The sequence below is a fragment of the Syntrophorhabdaceae bacterium genome (genome assembly GCA_028713955.1).
Lineage (GTDB): Bacteria > Desulfobacterota > Syntrophorhabdia > Syntrophorhabdales > Syntrophorhabdaceae > UBA5609.
The window spans coordinates 1-15,194 of sequence record JAQTNJ010000056.1 but is presented as its reverse complement, the minus strand read 5'-3'; the positions used below and the strand labels follow the sequence as shown (position 1 = coordinate 15,194).

The 15,194-nt window shown below is 46.1% G+C and carries 11 protein-coding genes and 1 tRNA gene; 7 read left to right on the top strand and 5 right to left on the bottom strand.

Translation table 11 applies throughout. From position 1 onward, the window contains the following. Nucleotides 1-198 precede the first annotated feature (198 nt). Nucleotides 199-1,488 (bottom strand): endonuclease Q family protein, encoded by a 1,290-nt coding sequence (locus tag PHU49_06860; protein ID MDD5243721.1) that lies wholly within the window; start codon nucleotides 1,486-1,488, stop codon nucleotides 199-201. 393 nt (nucleotides 1,489-1,881) lie between these two features. Between PHU49_06860 and PHU49_06855 the strand changes: the two genes are divergently transcribed. Next, nucleotides 1,882-2,631: a sulfite exporter TauE/SafE family protein gene (locus PHU49_06855; protein MDD5243720.1), complete on the top strand. Its 750-nt coding sequence runs from the start codon at nucleotides 1,882-1,884 to the stop codon at nucleotides 2,629-2,631. Nucleotides 2,632-2,924: 293 nt separating this feature from the next. Here the strand turns inward: PHU49_06855 and PHU49_06850 are convergent, their stop codons facing one another. The 3 genes from PHU49_06850 to clpB form a co-directional block, all read right to left on the bottom strand. Further along, on the bottom strand, nucleotides 2,925-3,662 hold the full coding sequence (locus tag PHU49_06850) for a glycine zipper domain-containing protein (protein MDD5243719.1): 738 nt from the start codon (nucleotides 3,660-3,662) through the stop codon (nucleotides 2,925-2,927). 95 nt (nucleotides 3,663-3,757) lie between these two features. Beyond that, a tRNA-Val gene (locus tag PHU49_06845) sits at nucleotides 3,758-3,832 on the bottom strand. Nucleotides 3,833-3,902: 70 nt separating this feature from the next. Further along, nucleotides 3,903-6,482, bottom strand: a complete 2,580-nt coding sequence (clpB, locus tag PHU49_06840; protein ID MDD5243718.1) for an ATP-dependent chaperone ClpB — start codon at nucleotides 6,480-6,482, stop codon at nucleotides 3,903-3,905. A 607-nt stretch (nucleotides 6,483-7,089) separates the two neighbouring features. Here clpB and PHU49_06835 point away from each other — a divergent pair. Both PHU49_06835 and PHU49_06830 read left to right on the top strand, forming a co-directional pair. Next, the gene (locus tag PHU49_06835; GenBank protein ID MDD5243717.1) at nucleotides 7,090-10,251 is read left to right on the top strand and encodes an N-6 DNA methylase; all 3,162 of its coding nucleotides are present in this window, start codon (nucleotides 7,090-7,092) and stop codon (nucleotides 10,249-10,251) included. Between the two features lie 19 nt (nucleotides 10,252-10,270). Then, nucleotides 10,271-11,188, top strand: a complete 918-nt coding sequence (locus PHU49_06830; protein MDD5243716.1) for a hypothetical protein — start codon at nucleotides 10,271-10,273, stop codon at nucleotides 11,186-11,188. Here PHU49_06830 and PHU49_06825 read toward each other — a convergent pair. Beyond that, nucleotides 11,185-11,604: a hypothetical protein gene (locus tag PHU49_06825; GenBank protein MDD5243715.1), complete on the bottom strand. Its 420-nt coding sequence runs from the start codon at nucleotides 11,602-11,604 to the stop codon at nucleotides 11,185-11,187. The two genes, PHU49_06830 and PHU49_06825, sit on opposite strands and share 4 nt — an antisense overlap. 491 nt (nucleotides 11,605-12,095) lie before the next feature. On the opposite strand from PHU49_06825, the gene PHU49_06820 reads away from it, so the two are divergent. Genes PHU49_06820 through PHU49_06805 form a run of 4 tightly spaced genes read left to right on the top strand, consistent with a single transcriptional unit; the run spans nucleotide 12,096 to nucleotide 14,839 of the window. Next, nucleotides 12,096-12,284 carry a hypothetical protein gene (locus tag PHU49_06820; protein MDD5243714.1) on the top strand — a complete coding sequence of 63 codons (189 nt, stop codon included), beginning with the start codon at nucleotides 12,096-12,098 and terminating at the stop codon, nucleotides 12,282-12,284. Continuing rightward, nucleotides 12,277-13,986 (top strand): DUF262 domain-containing protein, encoded by a 1,710-nt coding sequence (locus PHU49_06815; GenBank protein MDD5243713.1) that lies wholly within the window; start codon nucleotides 12,277-12,279, stop codon nucleotides 13,984-13,986. The genes PHU49_06820 and PHU49_06815 overlap by 8 nt, the downstream gene beginning before the upstream one ends. Further along, nucleotides 13,983-14,294 carry a hypothetical protein gene (locus tag PHU49_06810; protein MDD5243712.1) on the top strand — a complete coding sequence of 104 codons (312 nt, stop codon included), beginning with the start codon at nucleotides 13,983-13,985 and terminating at the stop codon, nucleotides 14,292-14,294. The genes PHU49_06815 and PHU49_06810 overlap by 4 nt, the downstream gene beginning before the upstream one ends. After that, a complete protein-coding gene (locus PHU49_06805; protein MDD5243711.1) occupies nucleotides 14,291-14,839 on the top strand; it encodes an ATP-dependent Clp protease proteolytic subunit in 549 nt (182 codons plus the stop codon). Before PHU49_06810 ends, PHU49_06805 begins: the two co-directional genes overlap by 4 nt. Nucleotides 14,840-15,194 lie beyond the last annotated feature (355 nt).

Sequence of the window (15,194 nt, the reverse complement as noted above, 5' to 3'; positions counted from 1 at the left end):
GACAACAGGGAATGTACGGAGATCATTCAGAATGGTTGATTCCGCATTTCTTTTTATTAAGGTTTGCATATTAGAAGTATAACTTCTATTTTACAAACATTCAATCATTTTTTAGCATGGACAACCCTGTATGCATTGATACGGTTGATTGTTCTGTCATAGTCATTGTCGAGGGAAGAGCCGCGTGGATTTAAGGAGTTAAAAGAGCGTTGTCTGGCCCTTGATCTGTTTTCTCTCTGTGTTTTCGAATATCCTGATCTTGCCGTATTCCCCGTCAAAGCCGGGTATGATGTGGACCTTTCCCGCGCGCATCCGCGAGACCGCCTCACGGATGAGTGGTGACCCCGCCTTTTCGATGTCGGGGAGGGGTGTATCCATCAGTATCCTGAATTCGTTGCCGAGCAGGTGGATAAGTTGCCGGTATTCCCTGTTGACCCTCTTGCCGGCAGCGCCCGTGCCCATGGTTTCGGCAATGACCTCCGGCAGCGGGATCAGGGAGTGGAATGGTTTCGCATTGTCAGGTCTGAAGCCGTCAGGTCTGTCGGCGAGCTTGTTGACCCTGTGCAAGACCCCGACGGTCACCTTTTTCCCGCAGGCAGGACAGAGGTAATTGCACCGGGCCGTCTCGTCGGGGGAGAGGTTCACGTTGCACGCCCTGTGCCCGTCATAATGATACTTGCCCTCTTCAGGGAAGAATTCTATGGTCCCGAGAAAACCATTGCCCGACTCAATGGCCTTTGTGATGGCCTCGTAAGAGATGGTTGTATCGAAGATATTTGCCTCCCTCCCCATCTTGGCAGGAGAGTGGGCGTCTGAGTTGGAGATCAGCGTCAGCCTGTCCAGGGCCGAGAGCCGCCAGTTCATCATCGGGTCCGAAGACAGCCCGGTCTCGATGGCATTGATATGAGGGGTGAGGTCTTCGAAGCACTCCTCAAGGGAGTCAAAGCCCGATACGGCGCCGAATACCGAGAAATGGGGCGTCCATGCATGGGCAGGGACAAAGAGCGCCCCGGGGCATGTATCGAGGACGATCCTCAGGAGTTCTTTTACATCGAGCCCCAGTATGGGTCTCCCATCGGCGTTCAGGTTTCCTATCTTTGACAGCGCGAGGTTGATCCTGAGTGCGTCGGAAAGATCAGGCACGAAGATGACGGAATGGACCTTCCTGGTCCTCCCCTTCTTGCTGTATATGGTGCTGATCTCCGAGGAGAACATGAAGAAGACATCAGCCCTGCATGAGGCCGGTATGTCATCGGTCTCGTGTTCCTTTTTGAGTCTCAACAGGCCGTTGCCTATCGGCTCAGTCTTCTCGCTCAGCTCCTTAAGCCATGCGGGATGGGTGAAATCACCGGTGCCGACAACGGTAATGCCCTTTATCTGGGCCCACTTCCACAGCGCCTCTGGGACCATGTCCTTGCTCGTTGCCCGGGAATAACTGGAATGGATATGGAGATCAGCGATGAACCGCATGGACAATTTGTATAGCATGGGCTACGACAAGTCAAGCGGCAAATTAAAGACAGCTCACGGTTCATAGCTCATAGCTCACGGCAGAACACCCGTAATTCGTGAATCGTAATTCGTAATTGAATAAACCCCGTGGAAGGTGATAGGTGATAGGCGAGAGGTCATGGGCGAGAGGTGAGAGGTCATTGCGAGCGAAGCGTGGTAATCTCATTCAATAGATTATACCCTTAAGATCGCCACGTCGCTTCGCTCCTCGCGATGACAATATTTCCCCCATATCTCGCTCTTAGATGTACCCGACCAGCATCATCCTCTCATCTTCTGCTCTTCTGTTTGCATGTCCGCGTTTCTGGATTACCTTCTGTTGATATGATATAGTGGAGACTCATTTATTCTGAAAAAGGTTGCTTTGATATGATGAACGGGTTGATTAGTTTGGTCATCGGTCTTTCGGGCGGGTTTTTCGGCGCCCTCATCGGTCTTGGAGGCGGTGTCATCATGATCCCGCTCATGACCATACTGCTCAAGCTCACGCAGCACAAGGCCCACGGAACAAGCCTTGTGGCGATTGTTTTCACTGCCCTCGCGGGGGCCGTAACGTATTACCTCCACGGGACAGCGGATTGGAAGGGCGCCGTATTGCTTGCGGCAACTGCCATGATCACTGCGCGGTTCGGTGCATTGTACGCCCACTCTCTGCCTGAAAAAAAACTGAAAAGGGCCTTCGGTATCATGATTGTCTGCGTGTCGCTCTTCCTGCTCATAAAGGGATTTTTGCCGAAATCAGGCTCTCAGCCAGGGCTGACGGGGAGCATTGTTATCTTCCTTGCAACAGGTGTTGTCGCCGGTTTTGTCTCCGGGATGATGGGTGTCGGAGGCGGTGTCATCATGATCCCGCCCATGGTGCTCCTGCTCGGCATGCCTCAGCAGCTTTCCCAGGGGACGTCGCTTCTTGCCATGGTCCCTATCAGCATGACCGGCGCATTTACCCATCACAGGCTTGGTAATGTGCGGCTCAATATAGCGGCAGGGATCTCTGTCGGGGCGCTTGTGGGAGGCTACCTCGGGGGGACCATCGCCAATATCCTCCCCGAACTGTATCTAAAGATAATCTTCAGCGTCGTCCTCGTGTGGATGGGGCAGCGGTATGTCAGGGCGAAATGAAAGCAGCCCGCGAAGATCGTATATCGTAGTTCGTATATCGTAATTACATAATTACATAAAAAACGTTCGGAGTACAACGTTCGGCGGAAGGGGCATTAAATAGTAGTTAGTATATCGTATATAGTGAACTACAAGAAGAATTAATGCCCGATACCGGATGCTTGACACTGACAAAACCACATAAGACCTAAATCGTAAGTAGTGAGGGCCTAAGTCGCCTGAAGTCTTATGTTTTTTTCAATCTCGATATACGATATACGAACTACGATATACTGTCAGTTGGCCTTTACTGTCTACTGTAGTTTCATAATCAGGGTATGGAATGTCCCGGTATCCTTTTCCTTCAGCTTTAGCCGGAGTTCCATTGGTTTTGCCGATTCCCCGGGAAAGAATATAAAACTGTAGGCCAGATCATTGGGGTTGATCGTCTTGTTCTCCAGAGATCTCTTCTGGAGGTCTTCCCTTATCTTTTCCTTCACATCTGCATCAAGCAGTCCTTTCGTGCCACCCATCGTCGCGCCGGCCGCTGCACCGAGGGCAGCGCCGCTTAACGCTGCGTCACCGACATTTGATCCTGCGACGACCCCGATCGCGGCCCCTATCATGGCGCCGGCAATACCCGTAAGGGCGCCGTATTTTGTCGCCTCCGGCGCAACCCTGCCGAGCTCCGTCTTCTTTGCGATACGGTCGTATGCGAGGCTCGATTCGAGGATAGGCCACAGGTTGTTGTCGCTGTCTATGAGAAAGGTCTGATCAGGGACAATCTCAATAGGGTGCTCGCCTTTGTTGTCAAAAAGGACCTGTACAGGCATAACGCCTGCGCCGACTATATCAAAACCGAACATTGACTTCGCTTCCTGGCTGTCATATGCCCTGGAGGCGATGACGGCACCGGCAGCACCGGTGGCGTTAGGATAAGCAGCAGGCATCTTAAAGGGAACAACCTGCCTCTGGTAGCTCTGGCAGGCGGTGAAGGCAACGGCCAAGAGGCATATAAAAACTATATAGAAACTTTTCTTAGTTATATTCATGTTAAACCTCCTGCATATGCGTGCTTACAATGAATCTATAAATGAATCTATAATAGCCGTAATACATTGTCAATGGAGATATGCGGATAAAAAAATGGTAGGCGCACGGGGTTTTGAACCCCGGACCTCTACCGTGTCAGGGTAGCGCTCCCCCACTGAGCTATGCGCCTACAGTGATTGGATTTTATACCAGCAATTTCGAGGTGTTGTCAAGGGAAATTAGTGTACTGATGCGCAGCATCACTTGAACACCACTTCCCCTTTCGCGTTGGCGTCGATGGTGATCTTCTGCCCGTCTTTTACCTCACCTTTCAGTATCATCAGGGCGAGGGCGTCCTGTATCTTCTTCTGGATGATCCGTTTCAGGGGGCGAGCCCCGTAGGCCGGGTCGTAGCCTTCCTTCGCGATCATCTCTTTGAGCTTTTCAGTATACTTGAGCTCAATATTTCTCTCTGCTGCCCGCTTCGTGAGATAATTGAGCTGGAGTTTTACGATCTCTTTGATGTTTTCCGCGGAAAGGGACTTGAATATGATGATGTCGTCGATCCTGTTGATGAACTCAGGCTTGAAATGTGTCTTCACCGCCTCGGAGACCCGCCGCTTCATCTCATCGTAATCTTTATCGGTGAGGTCTGCGATCCACTGGCTGCCGATGTTGGATGTCATGATGATGACGGCATTCTTGAAATCCACAGTCCTGCCCTGGCCGTCCGTCAGTCTTCCGTCGTCGAGCACCTGGAGGAGGACATTAAAGACTTCGGGGTGCGCCTTTTCCACCTCATCGAGGAGGATGATGGAATAGGGTCTTCTCCTGACGGCCTCGGTGAGGTAGCCGCCCTCTTCGTAGCCCACATATCCCGGCGGCGCTCCTATGAGCCTTGACACAGAGTGCTTTTCCATGAATTCGCTCATGTCAATGCGGACGATTGCCTGCTCGTCGTCAAAGAGGAATTCAGCGAGTGCCCGCGCAAGCTCTGTCTTGCCTACGCCGGTCGGTCCCAGAAAGAGGAAAGAGCCGAGAGGCCTATTGGGATCCTGCAGCCCTGCCCGCGCGCGGCGTATAGTGCTTGAAACCGCTTCTATCGCCTCTTCCTGGCCTATGACGCGCAGGTGGATACGGTCTTCCATGGTGACGAGCTTTTCCATCTCACCCTCAAGCATCTTCGACACAGGGATGCCGGTCCATTTCGAGACGACCCTTGCAATGTCCTCTTCGTCAACCTCTTCCTTGAGCATCTTCCTGCTTTTTTGGAGCTCGACAAGTTCCTTGTTCTTGGCCTGCAGCTCCTGCTCAAGCGCGGATATTCTCCCGTAGCGTATCTCCGCGACCTTTCCGAAATCGCCTTTTCGCTCAAGTTCATCTGCCTCGGTCCTGGCGCGGTCGATCTTTTCCTTGACCTCCCCGATGCCCATTATGAGAGCCTTTTCCTTTTCCCAGTGTTTCCTCTTTTCGCCAACCTCTGCCTTCAGCCCTTTCAGCTCTTCTTCGAGCTTCTTCTTTCTGTCTTTCGATGCCTCGTCCTTTTCCTTCTTGAGCGCCTCGATCTCTATCTGAACCTGGATGATCTTACGCTCAACCTCATCGATCTCCGTGGGTACGCTGTCGATCTCCATTCTCAGCCTTGACGATGATTCGTCGATGAGGTCTATCGCCTTGTCGGGGAGGAACCTGTCCGTGATGTACCTGTGCGACAGGGTGGCGGCCGCGATGAGGGCAGAGTCCTTTATCCGTACACCGTGGTGAAGCTCATATTTTTCCTTCAAACCCCGGAGGATCGCGATCGTCTCTTCTACCGACGGTTCACCGACATAGACAGGCTGAAACCTTCTCTCGAGGGCGGCGTCCTTCTCAATATATTTTCTGTATTCGTCAAGGGTCGTGGCGCCGATACACCGGAGGTCACCGCGTGCCAACGCCGGTTTCAGCATATTCGACGCGTCCACGGCGCCCTGCGCGCCTCCTGCCCCAACGATCGTATGGAGCTCATCGATAAAAAGGATCACCGTGCCTGCGGCCTCATCGATCTCTTTGAGCACCGCTTTGAGCCTGTCCTCAAATTCTCCCCTGTATTTTGCGCCTGCGAGCAATGCCCCCAGGTCAAGGGAAAGCACCCGCTTGTTCTTCAGGGTCTCAGGTATGTCGCCGCTGATAATCCGCTGCGCAAGACCTTCAACGATAGCTGTCTTTCCTACGCCCGGCTCACCGATAACGACAGGGTTATTCTTGGTCCTCCTGGAGAGCACCTGCATGACCCTCCGCACCTCTTCATCACGGCCGATGACAGGGTCGAGCTTTCCCTTCCGCGCCTCTTCCGTCAGGTCACGGCAGTACCTCTGGAGTGCCTGGTATTTTTCTTCCGGCGCCTGGTCAGTGATGCGCTGGGTGCCCCGTATATCCTTAAGCACCGCGTAGATACTGTCCTTGGTAACGCCGTTATTTTTCAGGATCTGTGAGGCATAACCCTCCTTGACCTCGGTAATTCCGATAAGGAGATGCTCTGTGCTGACGTATTCGTCTTTCAGGCGCGCTGCCTCTTCGAAGGCAATGTCAGTGGCGCGCTTCAATGCCGTCGAGATATAGACCTGCGCCGAGCCTTCAACGCGGGGTTTTTTCTTCAGCTCCCGTTCAAGATCATTGAGGATGGCATTGGCGTTTGCGCCGAGCTTATCAAGCAATGGTTTTATTATCCCTTCCTTCTGCGTAACAAGCGCGTAGAGAAGGTGCTCGTTTTCGATCTGCTGATGGCCCAGCGATTCCGCCTTCTTCTGGGCTTCAGACACGACCTCCTGAGCCTTTATGGTCAATTTTTCCCAGTTCATACATTCACCTCTGTAAAATGAGCTTTCAGCGATCAGCTATCAGGTAAAAACAATATTTACACGGTCTTGCTGAAGGCTGACTGCTGAGAGCTGATCGCTAACAACTATTTTAATTATAAACACGATTTCGTGAAAATCAATAAATCGGCAATTGAATTTTATGCCTTGGACGGAACAATATTTCGCTGTGCCATCCAGAAATAGACGCCCGAGACTCGAAGTTCCATCAATGGTCTGTTGCCCAAATGTTGTATTCGCAGGAACACTGTTTCGCTCACTGCTCCGCTGCGCTTTTTACCCACTTAATGGCTCGAAGTTCACTCAATTGCGCAAACTCGTTCCGCATAAGGCACGCGGAACTCAGACAGTGCGCATTGTCCTGCGGAACGTTCCTTCTCGCCAAGTGGGTCCCAAAAATGCTCGAAGTCGCGATTCGCGAAAAGTTCCTTCCTGCTCATAATACAATTGTATTGAGGCAACAGGCCGTTAATGGTACCGGAAGGGACAACTCTGGCACGGTTTATTTCATCGATTAATCTGAAGTGTTATTGAAATAGTTTGCAAATTTTCGAAAAATGTAATATTCACAAGAGGGAGGGGGGACACGTTGATTAAGTCCTACATAAAATCACTGCTCGATGTTGCCAACCGGGGAGATGCGAGAGAGGAGAGTTATTATTCCACTCTTGAAGATCTGTTGAACGGCTACGCTGAATCTGCTGATAAACGGAAGGTCCACATTACAACACTTCCGAAAAAGACCGAGGCAGGCAACCCTGACTTCAGGATCTGGGACGGCAAACACCATATAGTCGGCTACATCGAGGCAAAAGACCCGAAGGTTGAGAACCTCGATCATATCGAATCAACAGAGCAACTCAAACGCTACCTCCATACATTCCCCAACCTGATACTGACCAATTTCTATGAGTTCAGGCTTTACCGGAACGGTACGCTCATTGACAGGGTCCAAATCGGCAGACCCTTTATCGCGCATCGGCTCAAAATGACCCCGCCTGTCGAGAAGGAGCCTGAGTTCTATGGGCTCCTTGAAAGGTTCTTTGCTTTTTCACTTCCTGAGGTGCACGATGCAAAGAGTCTGGCGATAGAGCTGGCGAAAAGGACGAGGTTCCTGAGAGACGAGGTGATTGCCGAACAACTCGTCGAAGAAGAACGTAAGAAGAGCGGCTACATACTCGGTTTCTACGAGGCATTCAAGCAGTACCTGATAAAAGACCTGTCAACGAAGGATTTTGCCGACCTCTACTCGCAGACGATCACATATGGGCTATTTGCTGCCCGGAGCCGTTCCGACAACAGCTTCAACAGGAAACTTGCCTATGATTATATACCCCATACAATCGGCATTTTGAGGGATATCTTTCACTTTGTCTCCATCGGCGATCTGCCGAAGGAGATGGAATGGATCATCGATGATATTGCCGAAGTCCTTGCCGTAACAAACGTCAACGCCATCCTCCATAAATATTTTCATGAGGGCAAGGGCAAAGACCCGATCGTCCATTTCTATGAGACCTTCCTTGCCGAATATGACCCTGCCACACGGGAGAAGAGAGGGGTTTACTATACGCCTGAGCCGGTGGTCTCTTACATTGTCCGTTCGCTCCACCATATCCTGAAAGAGCATTTCAATAAGCCCGACGGTTTTGCAAGCGACAAGGTCACTGTTCTGGACCCTGCCGCGGGGACGCTCACCTTTCTTGCCGAGGCGAGTAAGCTGGCCGTAGAGGAATTTACCGCAAAATACGGCAGCGGCAAGAAAGAAGGTTTTATCAAAGAACACATCCTTAAAAATTTCTATGCCTTTGAACTTATGATGGCGCCATATGCTATTGGACACCTGAAGATGTCCTTTCTTCTTGAAGAACTCGGCTGCAAACTACAAGACGATGATAGAGTCAAACTCTATCTCACCAATACCCTCGAGATGGAGGACCTGCCTGAAAGCCAGTTGCCCGGCACTGCCTCACTCTCCGAAGAATCCCACCTCGCAGGGAAAGTAAAAAAGGAACAGCCAATCCTGGTAATTATGGGTAATCCGCCGTATTCCTATGATTCCTCAAATATAGGAAAATGGATCGCACAGGAAATAAAATTTTATTACAAGGTTGATGGAAAAAGTCTTAATGAAAAGAATCCCAAGGGTTTACAGGATGATTATGTAAAATTTATCCGTTTTGCCCAGTGGAAGATAGACCAGGCTGGTGAGGGGCTTTTAGGGTTTATCACAAATCACGGCTATCTCGATAATCCTACATTCAGAGGGATGCGCCAGTCTTTGATGAATAGTTTTGATGAAATTTATGTTCTTGACCTTCACGGTAACAGTTTAAAAAAGGAGAAATGCCCTGATGGTTCTAAAGATGAAAATGTTTTTGACATCAAGCAGGGTGTTGCGATCATGCTGTGTATAAAAAAGAAAAGTGGAAAAAAAGAACACAAAGTGTATCACGCAGAGATTTGGGGTACTTGGGAAAATAAATATAATTGGCTCCTCTTGAATGACATTAGGACTATTGAATGGGATCAATTGACACCAAAATCAGAGTTTTATTTGTTTTATAAAAGAAATGTTAACTTTTTAACGGATTATAACCAATGGTTAAAAATAACGGAAGTGTTTGTTGAATATAGTACGGGGATGTTTACTGCTAGAGATAATTTATCAATTAAGTTGGACAGGAATGAAGCATGGACTACAATTTTGAATTTTTCAAAACTTGACAGAGAGCTGGCACGTTCAGCGTATAAACTTGGCCAAGATAGTACTGAATGGACGGTTGAATTAGCACAAAAAGATTTAATTGAGAGCGGATTAGATCAGAATAAGATTGTCCCTATTCTTTACAGGCCTTTTGATATTAGGCATACTTACTATACTGGTAAAGCGAGAGGTTTTCACTCAAGACCGAGAAAAAAGATAATGCAACACATGTTTCAGGAAAATATTGGATTAATAACTAATCGGCAAGTCATCGGCAGTTTCAAACATATACTTTGTTCTAACGTGATTATAAATGATTGCACTGTTTCTTTGGAAACCAAGGAAAGATCCTACCTTTTTCCACTATATCTTTATCCTGATTCCGAAAAAACAACAAGTAACCCAAAAAAACGAGCTTTCAGCAGCACCATGATGCTTTTTGAACCGGAGGCTGGGTATGAAGTGCGGAAGCCTAATTTTGCTCCCGGATTCGTTGAGGCATTGACGACACATTTTAAGAAGACACCTGATCCTGAAACAATCTTCTTTTACATCTATGCGGTCCTTTACTCCAACATCTACCGCACGAAATACGCTGAATTTCTAAAGATAGATTTTCCGAGGATTCCCTTTACGAAAGATCTCGGGCTGTTTACAAAGATGGCGGGGCACGGGAAGGAACTTGTTGACCTTCACCTCCTTAAAACGCCGGAGCTTGACTCGCCTATAGCCAAATTCCAGGGCAAGGGGAACGACAAGGTCGAAAAGATCGGCTATGACACGAAAGAGGGCAGGGTCTCTATCAATCCGTCCCAGTATTTTGAAGGTGTTCCCGATGAGGTCTGGCAGTACCAGGTCGGCGGCTACCAGGTCTGCGAAAAATGGCTGAAAGACCGGAAAGGAAGAACCCTATCGCTCGACGATACTAAACATTACTCCAAGATTGTCACATCCCTCCAGAAAACAATAGCAATCCAGAAAGAGATCGACTTAATCTATCCGGCTGTCGAAGAAAATACTATCAAGTTTGAAAAAGGAAAGTAGTTTTTGGTAGTGTCCTAATTTGGAAAAAAGTGATATAGTATTTTCAACTATGGACAATGTAACAGAAGTCGATTTCTGTATAGAGATAGATTTCAAAAAAGAATCGGAAGCTCCGAGCAGGGTTTTCCGTGCACTATCTGACCTTATAGATGCCTTCCACGATTTTGATGTGGACTTACTCCAATCAATTGATTCAAAAATAGAACCCATTGTATTACTTGAAGACGTTGAGGCTGGATCAGTAAGGACTTGGCTCCGAACGGTTTTAACTTTGGTTAACGACGATGCCCTAAAGACATTGAACTGGAAACCTGCGGTTGGGGTCTATCTCGTAAAGGCTAAATATTATGCAATTAAATTTTTAGACGGCAAAACGCAAATAACAATTCGTAAGGAAATCCAAGAACTTAGTAAGGGTTTGCTGGCTTTAGCTGAAGAAACCGATGTTAGAAATATCCCCGCCTATTCTCCTCTATCAGAGGAACGAATTTTGGTTAATCTGGAGCGAATGACTTCCGCAACAGCAACCTTAACGGAAGACGATAAGGTAAGATATTTAACAAGCGAAGAAAGTACTCCGTTTAACATTAGTTTTAAGATTATCCCCGAAGCTATTGAAGATTTGATAACCAAAGAAACAATAGAATCGAGCATGGAAATGATATTACGGGTTAAAAAGCCTGACTATTTAGGAGATTCAAGGTGGGAATTTAAGTATGAAAACAAAACTATTCCCATGAAGGTTTTAGACATGGAATGGTTAACTGACTTTCAGAATCGAAAAATTGATGTACGTCCAGGTGATTCCATAAGAGCAAAGGTCCAAATTATCGCAAAATATGGGTATGATTTAGACGTGGTGTCAACGCATTATAATATCTCAAAAATTATACATGTGATTCCGTTCAATTATCCAGATCAAGATTCATTATTTTAAGAAAGAATTTCTTCAATATCCAACACATGATCTGTTATTCCCGCTGCCATAGCAGGCGTAACCCTAAGCGATCCATGAACCCGCACAAAATTGTAATGTGCAAAATGTAAGGCAACGGCGGCTTTCAAGTTTTCGAGCTTCTTACTGAAGGCGTTTGTTAAGCGGGTAAAACGCCTCATTTGCATACGCATGGTAAGGTTCTGCCTTTCAACATGAGATGTTGAGATGTAGCAGATTTCGGGGTTACCAGTAATGGCGTTACGTTCCGCGCTAATGACATGCGGAGGACTATATCTTCCTGGGCCAACGGGCTCTGCCTCGTAATATTTGACCACTTGCCCATAATCAACGTTCATACCAAAAGCTTTTTCTGTGGCTTCGACATAAGCATTGAGAGCATCAGAGGATATTTGCACTCTATTTCTGAGCCGTTCTGACAGATCGGTTATGAAAGCAATAGCCGTTCTTAAATCGCGCTTTCCTACAAGATAAGCAGGAATTAACTTTGTATCAGGATCGAGCGCAACAAACGTCCATTAATCTCCTGCCCCGTGAGGATTATCCGATATAGTCATATGTCTTTGCTTCTTCTGAACAAAGGCCCATATCTCATCAACCTGAATGCGCTGACAGGACAGATTTCATCCATGAGGCTCGCACATTGTTCTCCGACTGAAGCCATTAAACGCATAATAGTATCACGATGAGTTTCAAACATGCACTCTGTTGAACGAATAGAATTACCCTCAACCAAAGAACTTATGATTTGTGACTGCCTGTCCAAAGATAAACGGTTCATATTTGCCCCCCATATTCTATATTGTAATGCAGTTTACATTACATAATAAGAAAAAAGTTGACATTTAAATGCAGTTTGCATTACAATAATACAATAAGGAGACTGAATATGAAAACACAACCAATTCAAATAAGGGTATCGCCCAATGAAAAAATAGCTTTTAATGAAGCCGCCAAAGTGGTAGGTATTTCTTTATCATCGTGGATTAGAGCATGTCTTAGAAGGGCCGCAATAAGAGAATTGGAAGAAGTTGGAAAGCAAGCAGCTTTTTTAAAGGAGGGGGACTTAAATGAGTAGCTCTGATTTAGATATAAAGTTTAGTACTTTGGGTATTGGGCAAGTCTTGAATCAAAATAATCTTGCTGTACCAGTGAACCAACGGTCGTATGCATGGGAGAGGAAGCACGTAGAAACTCTGTTACAGGATTTGGCCGGAGCAATGGCCGCTCCCGATGAGTCTATATATTTTCTTGGCACTATAGTATTAACTCACGGTTCAGGTGATCGCTTAGAAGTATCAGATGGACAGCAGCGGTTAGCTACAATTTCCATACTCATTGCAGCCATTAGGGATTATCTATCTAATCGCAGCAACGGAGAAAAACAGGCGGCAAACAAATATACAAGCAAATATCTTCTCGAATATGATGAGCATGAAGGTGATTATATTCCAAAGCTGAAAATGAATTATCGAGACAACGAACTATTTAAAAGAAATGTACTTCATCCACTAGAGGATACAAAGGTAGAATGTATTTATAGTTCACATGACAGAATCATGGAGGCTAAACAGGTTGTTCAAGACTATGTACAAAAAATCGTGGCTCCATTCGGAGAAAGCGAAAAATCAAAGGCGTTATATAAATGGGTAGAATTTGTTACATCCCGTGCAATAGTAATTGTGATCAAGGCTCCAAATTCTATTAATGCATATAAGATGTTTGAAACATTGAATGACAGAGGATTAAAGGCTTCCCAAGTTGATATTCTTAAAAATTTTCTGTTCGGAACAGCCGCTAAAAGACTTGATGAAATTCAAAGTAAATGGGACGCAATGATTAATGTCATTCAAAATATTGGAGATGATGAATTGACGCTAAATCACATTAGGCATTCTTGGATTGCCAAAAACGGCCCAACGGTAGAACGAGACTTAGCTAAAAGCATTCAAGACACAATCGGCAACATGCAACAAGCAATCGATATTGTGTCTTACTTTGAAAGTTCCGCTAATTATTATGTGGCACTATTAACACCCCTTGAACATCCAATCTGGACAAAGTATGGACAGACGACAAGATATCACATACACATTATTACTCAGGTTTTGAAGATAGAACAAATTCGTCCGTTAATGCTCGCCATAGCATTCAATTTTTGTGAAGACGAGGCTAAGAAGGCGTTTAAATTACTCCTATCTATATCCGTTAGATTTTTAATCTACGGGATATCTGGTTCTGGGGGACTAGAAAAAAATTATGGAACGTTAGCAAAAGAAATATCAGACGGAATAATAACAAAAACAGATCAAATTATTCCCAAAATGACGGTTAATGTGCCAACAGATCAAGCCTTCGAGGATGCTTTTAAGGTTAACAACGTCACCAAAATAGCGTTAGCACGGTATTACTTGCGTGCAATAGAAGCATATAAGAGAAAAGAACCAAATCCTGAATATGGAGGGGTTGATGATACGATAAGATATACCCTTGAGCACATCATGCCTTTAAAATTAACAGCAGAATGGAAGATATCACCAGAGATCGCATCTGCATACCAAAGACGCCTTGGCAATATGGTTTTATTGAACCCCGCAGTAAATGTTGAAATAGGCAACGGTTCTTTTCCAGAAAAGAAGAAGGTATTTAAGGATCAGACAATACTTACAACACAAGAGATAAGTAAAATAACAGGTCTTGATTGGGGGTCAACGCAAATAAACGAGAGACAAATACAGCTAGCAAGCGTAGCTCCTAGAATATGGTCAATCAAAGCATGAAAGACAGGTTAGAAGAACTGAAAAAGGCCATTGAACAATTACACAAATGTAGGGCTCACTTTATTGAAGAAATAGAAGTTGTGGAAGTGTTCCAAGGAAAGACTGTTTGGGAAGGGATAGTTTTCGTCTTTAAACTAGAAGGTCATCCACAAGCCACAAAAGCCTATGCCTGGTCGTCACCAATAGAAGGAAGCACAAAGAGACGCTATTATGCTGTGCTTCATATACCACCCGTGGATTCGCCGGAAAAAGCGGTAAGAGCTTCGATAGTTAAAGAATACCATTCAAATTTGGAGGGAAAACAATGAATCCAGAAATTGTTTATGTATCATTTGTCCATCCAATAAATTGGGATACTATAAACCCATTGATAAAACTAAGTAACGAGATTGTTAATAGCGGAACGAAGCAGATGTATTTGCTAATGGGTAGTACAGGAGGGTTTGTCGATGCCGGTTTCGCGGTATACAATCATTTGCTCGGTTTGCCAATAAAAGTAACCACACATAATATTGGTTCAATTGATTCAGTGGCAAATGTTATTTTTCTTGCAGGCAGTAGACGCTTGGCATGTGAAAATTCCACGTTTCTGTTCCATGGCGTACATTGGGCATTTCCTTCAGGAGCAGAAGTAAGAAGACCACAAATAATGGAAATAATGACAAGCATTCAAGCGGCAGAAAACAAGATGAGGGATGCTATCGTAAGCCGATCAAGTCTTACCGTGGAGGAGGTTGACGCATTCTTCATGGAGGGAGCTATGAAAGATGCGGCTTTCGCTCTTTCCAAAAAATTCATTGATGAAATCAAGCCCGTTAATATCCCGACTGGTGCGCCAATCCTCAATGCCTGATTTTTCGGACGTAGCGCAACAGCTTGGAGTAATTCCTATAGTCTCCCTGTTTTTCGGTGTCATAGCAAGCATATATCCTATAGTCATTGTTTTAACTCCTTAATAATTTATTATAGCACATTTTTCAAATTAGGACACTACCTAGTTTTTACTGCTCTTTACAACACCTGCCTCATATGCTATGAATTAGCCATGAAGGTCGAGTGCGAGGACAACACATACGAATTCGAAAAACCGATGCTGGCTTCGAAGCTGCTGGAGCAGCTTTCATTAAGCAGGGAGGCACACCTCGTCGTTGTCAACAACAGGCTTGTTACCGAAGACTACAGGATAGACAGGGATGACGAGGTAAAAT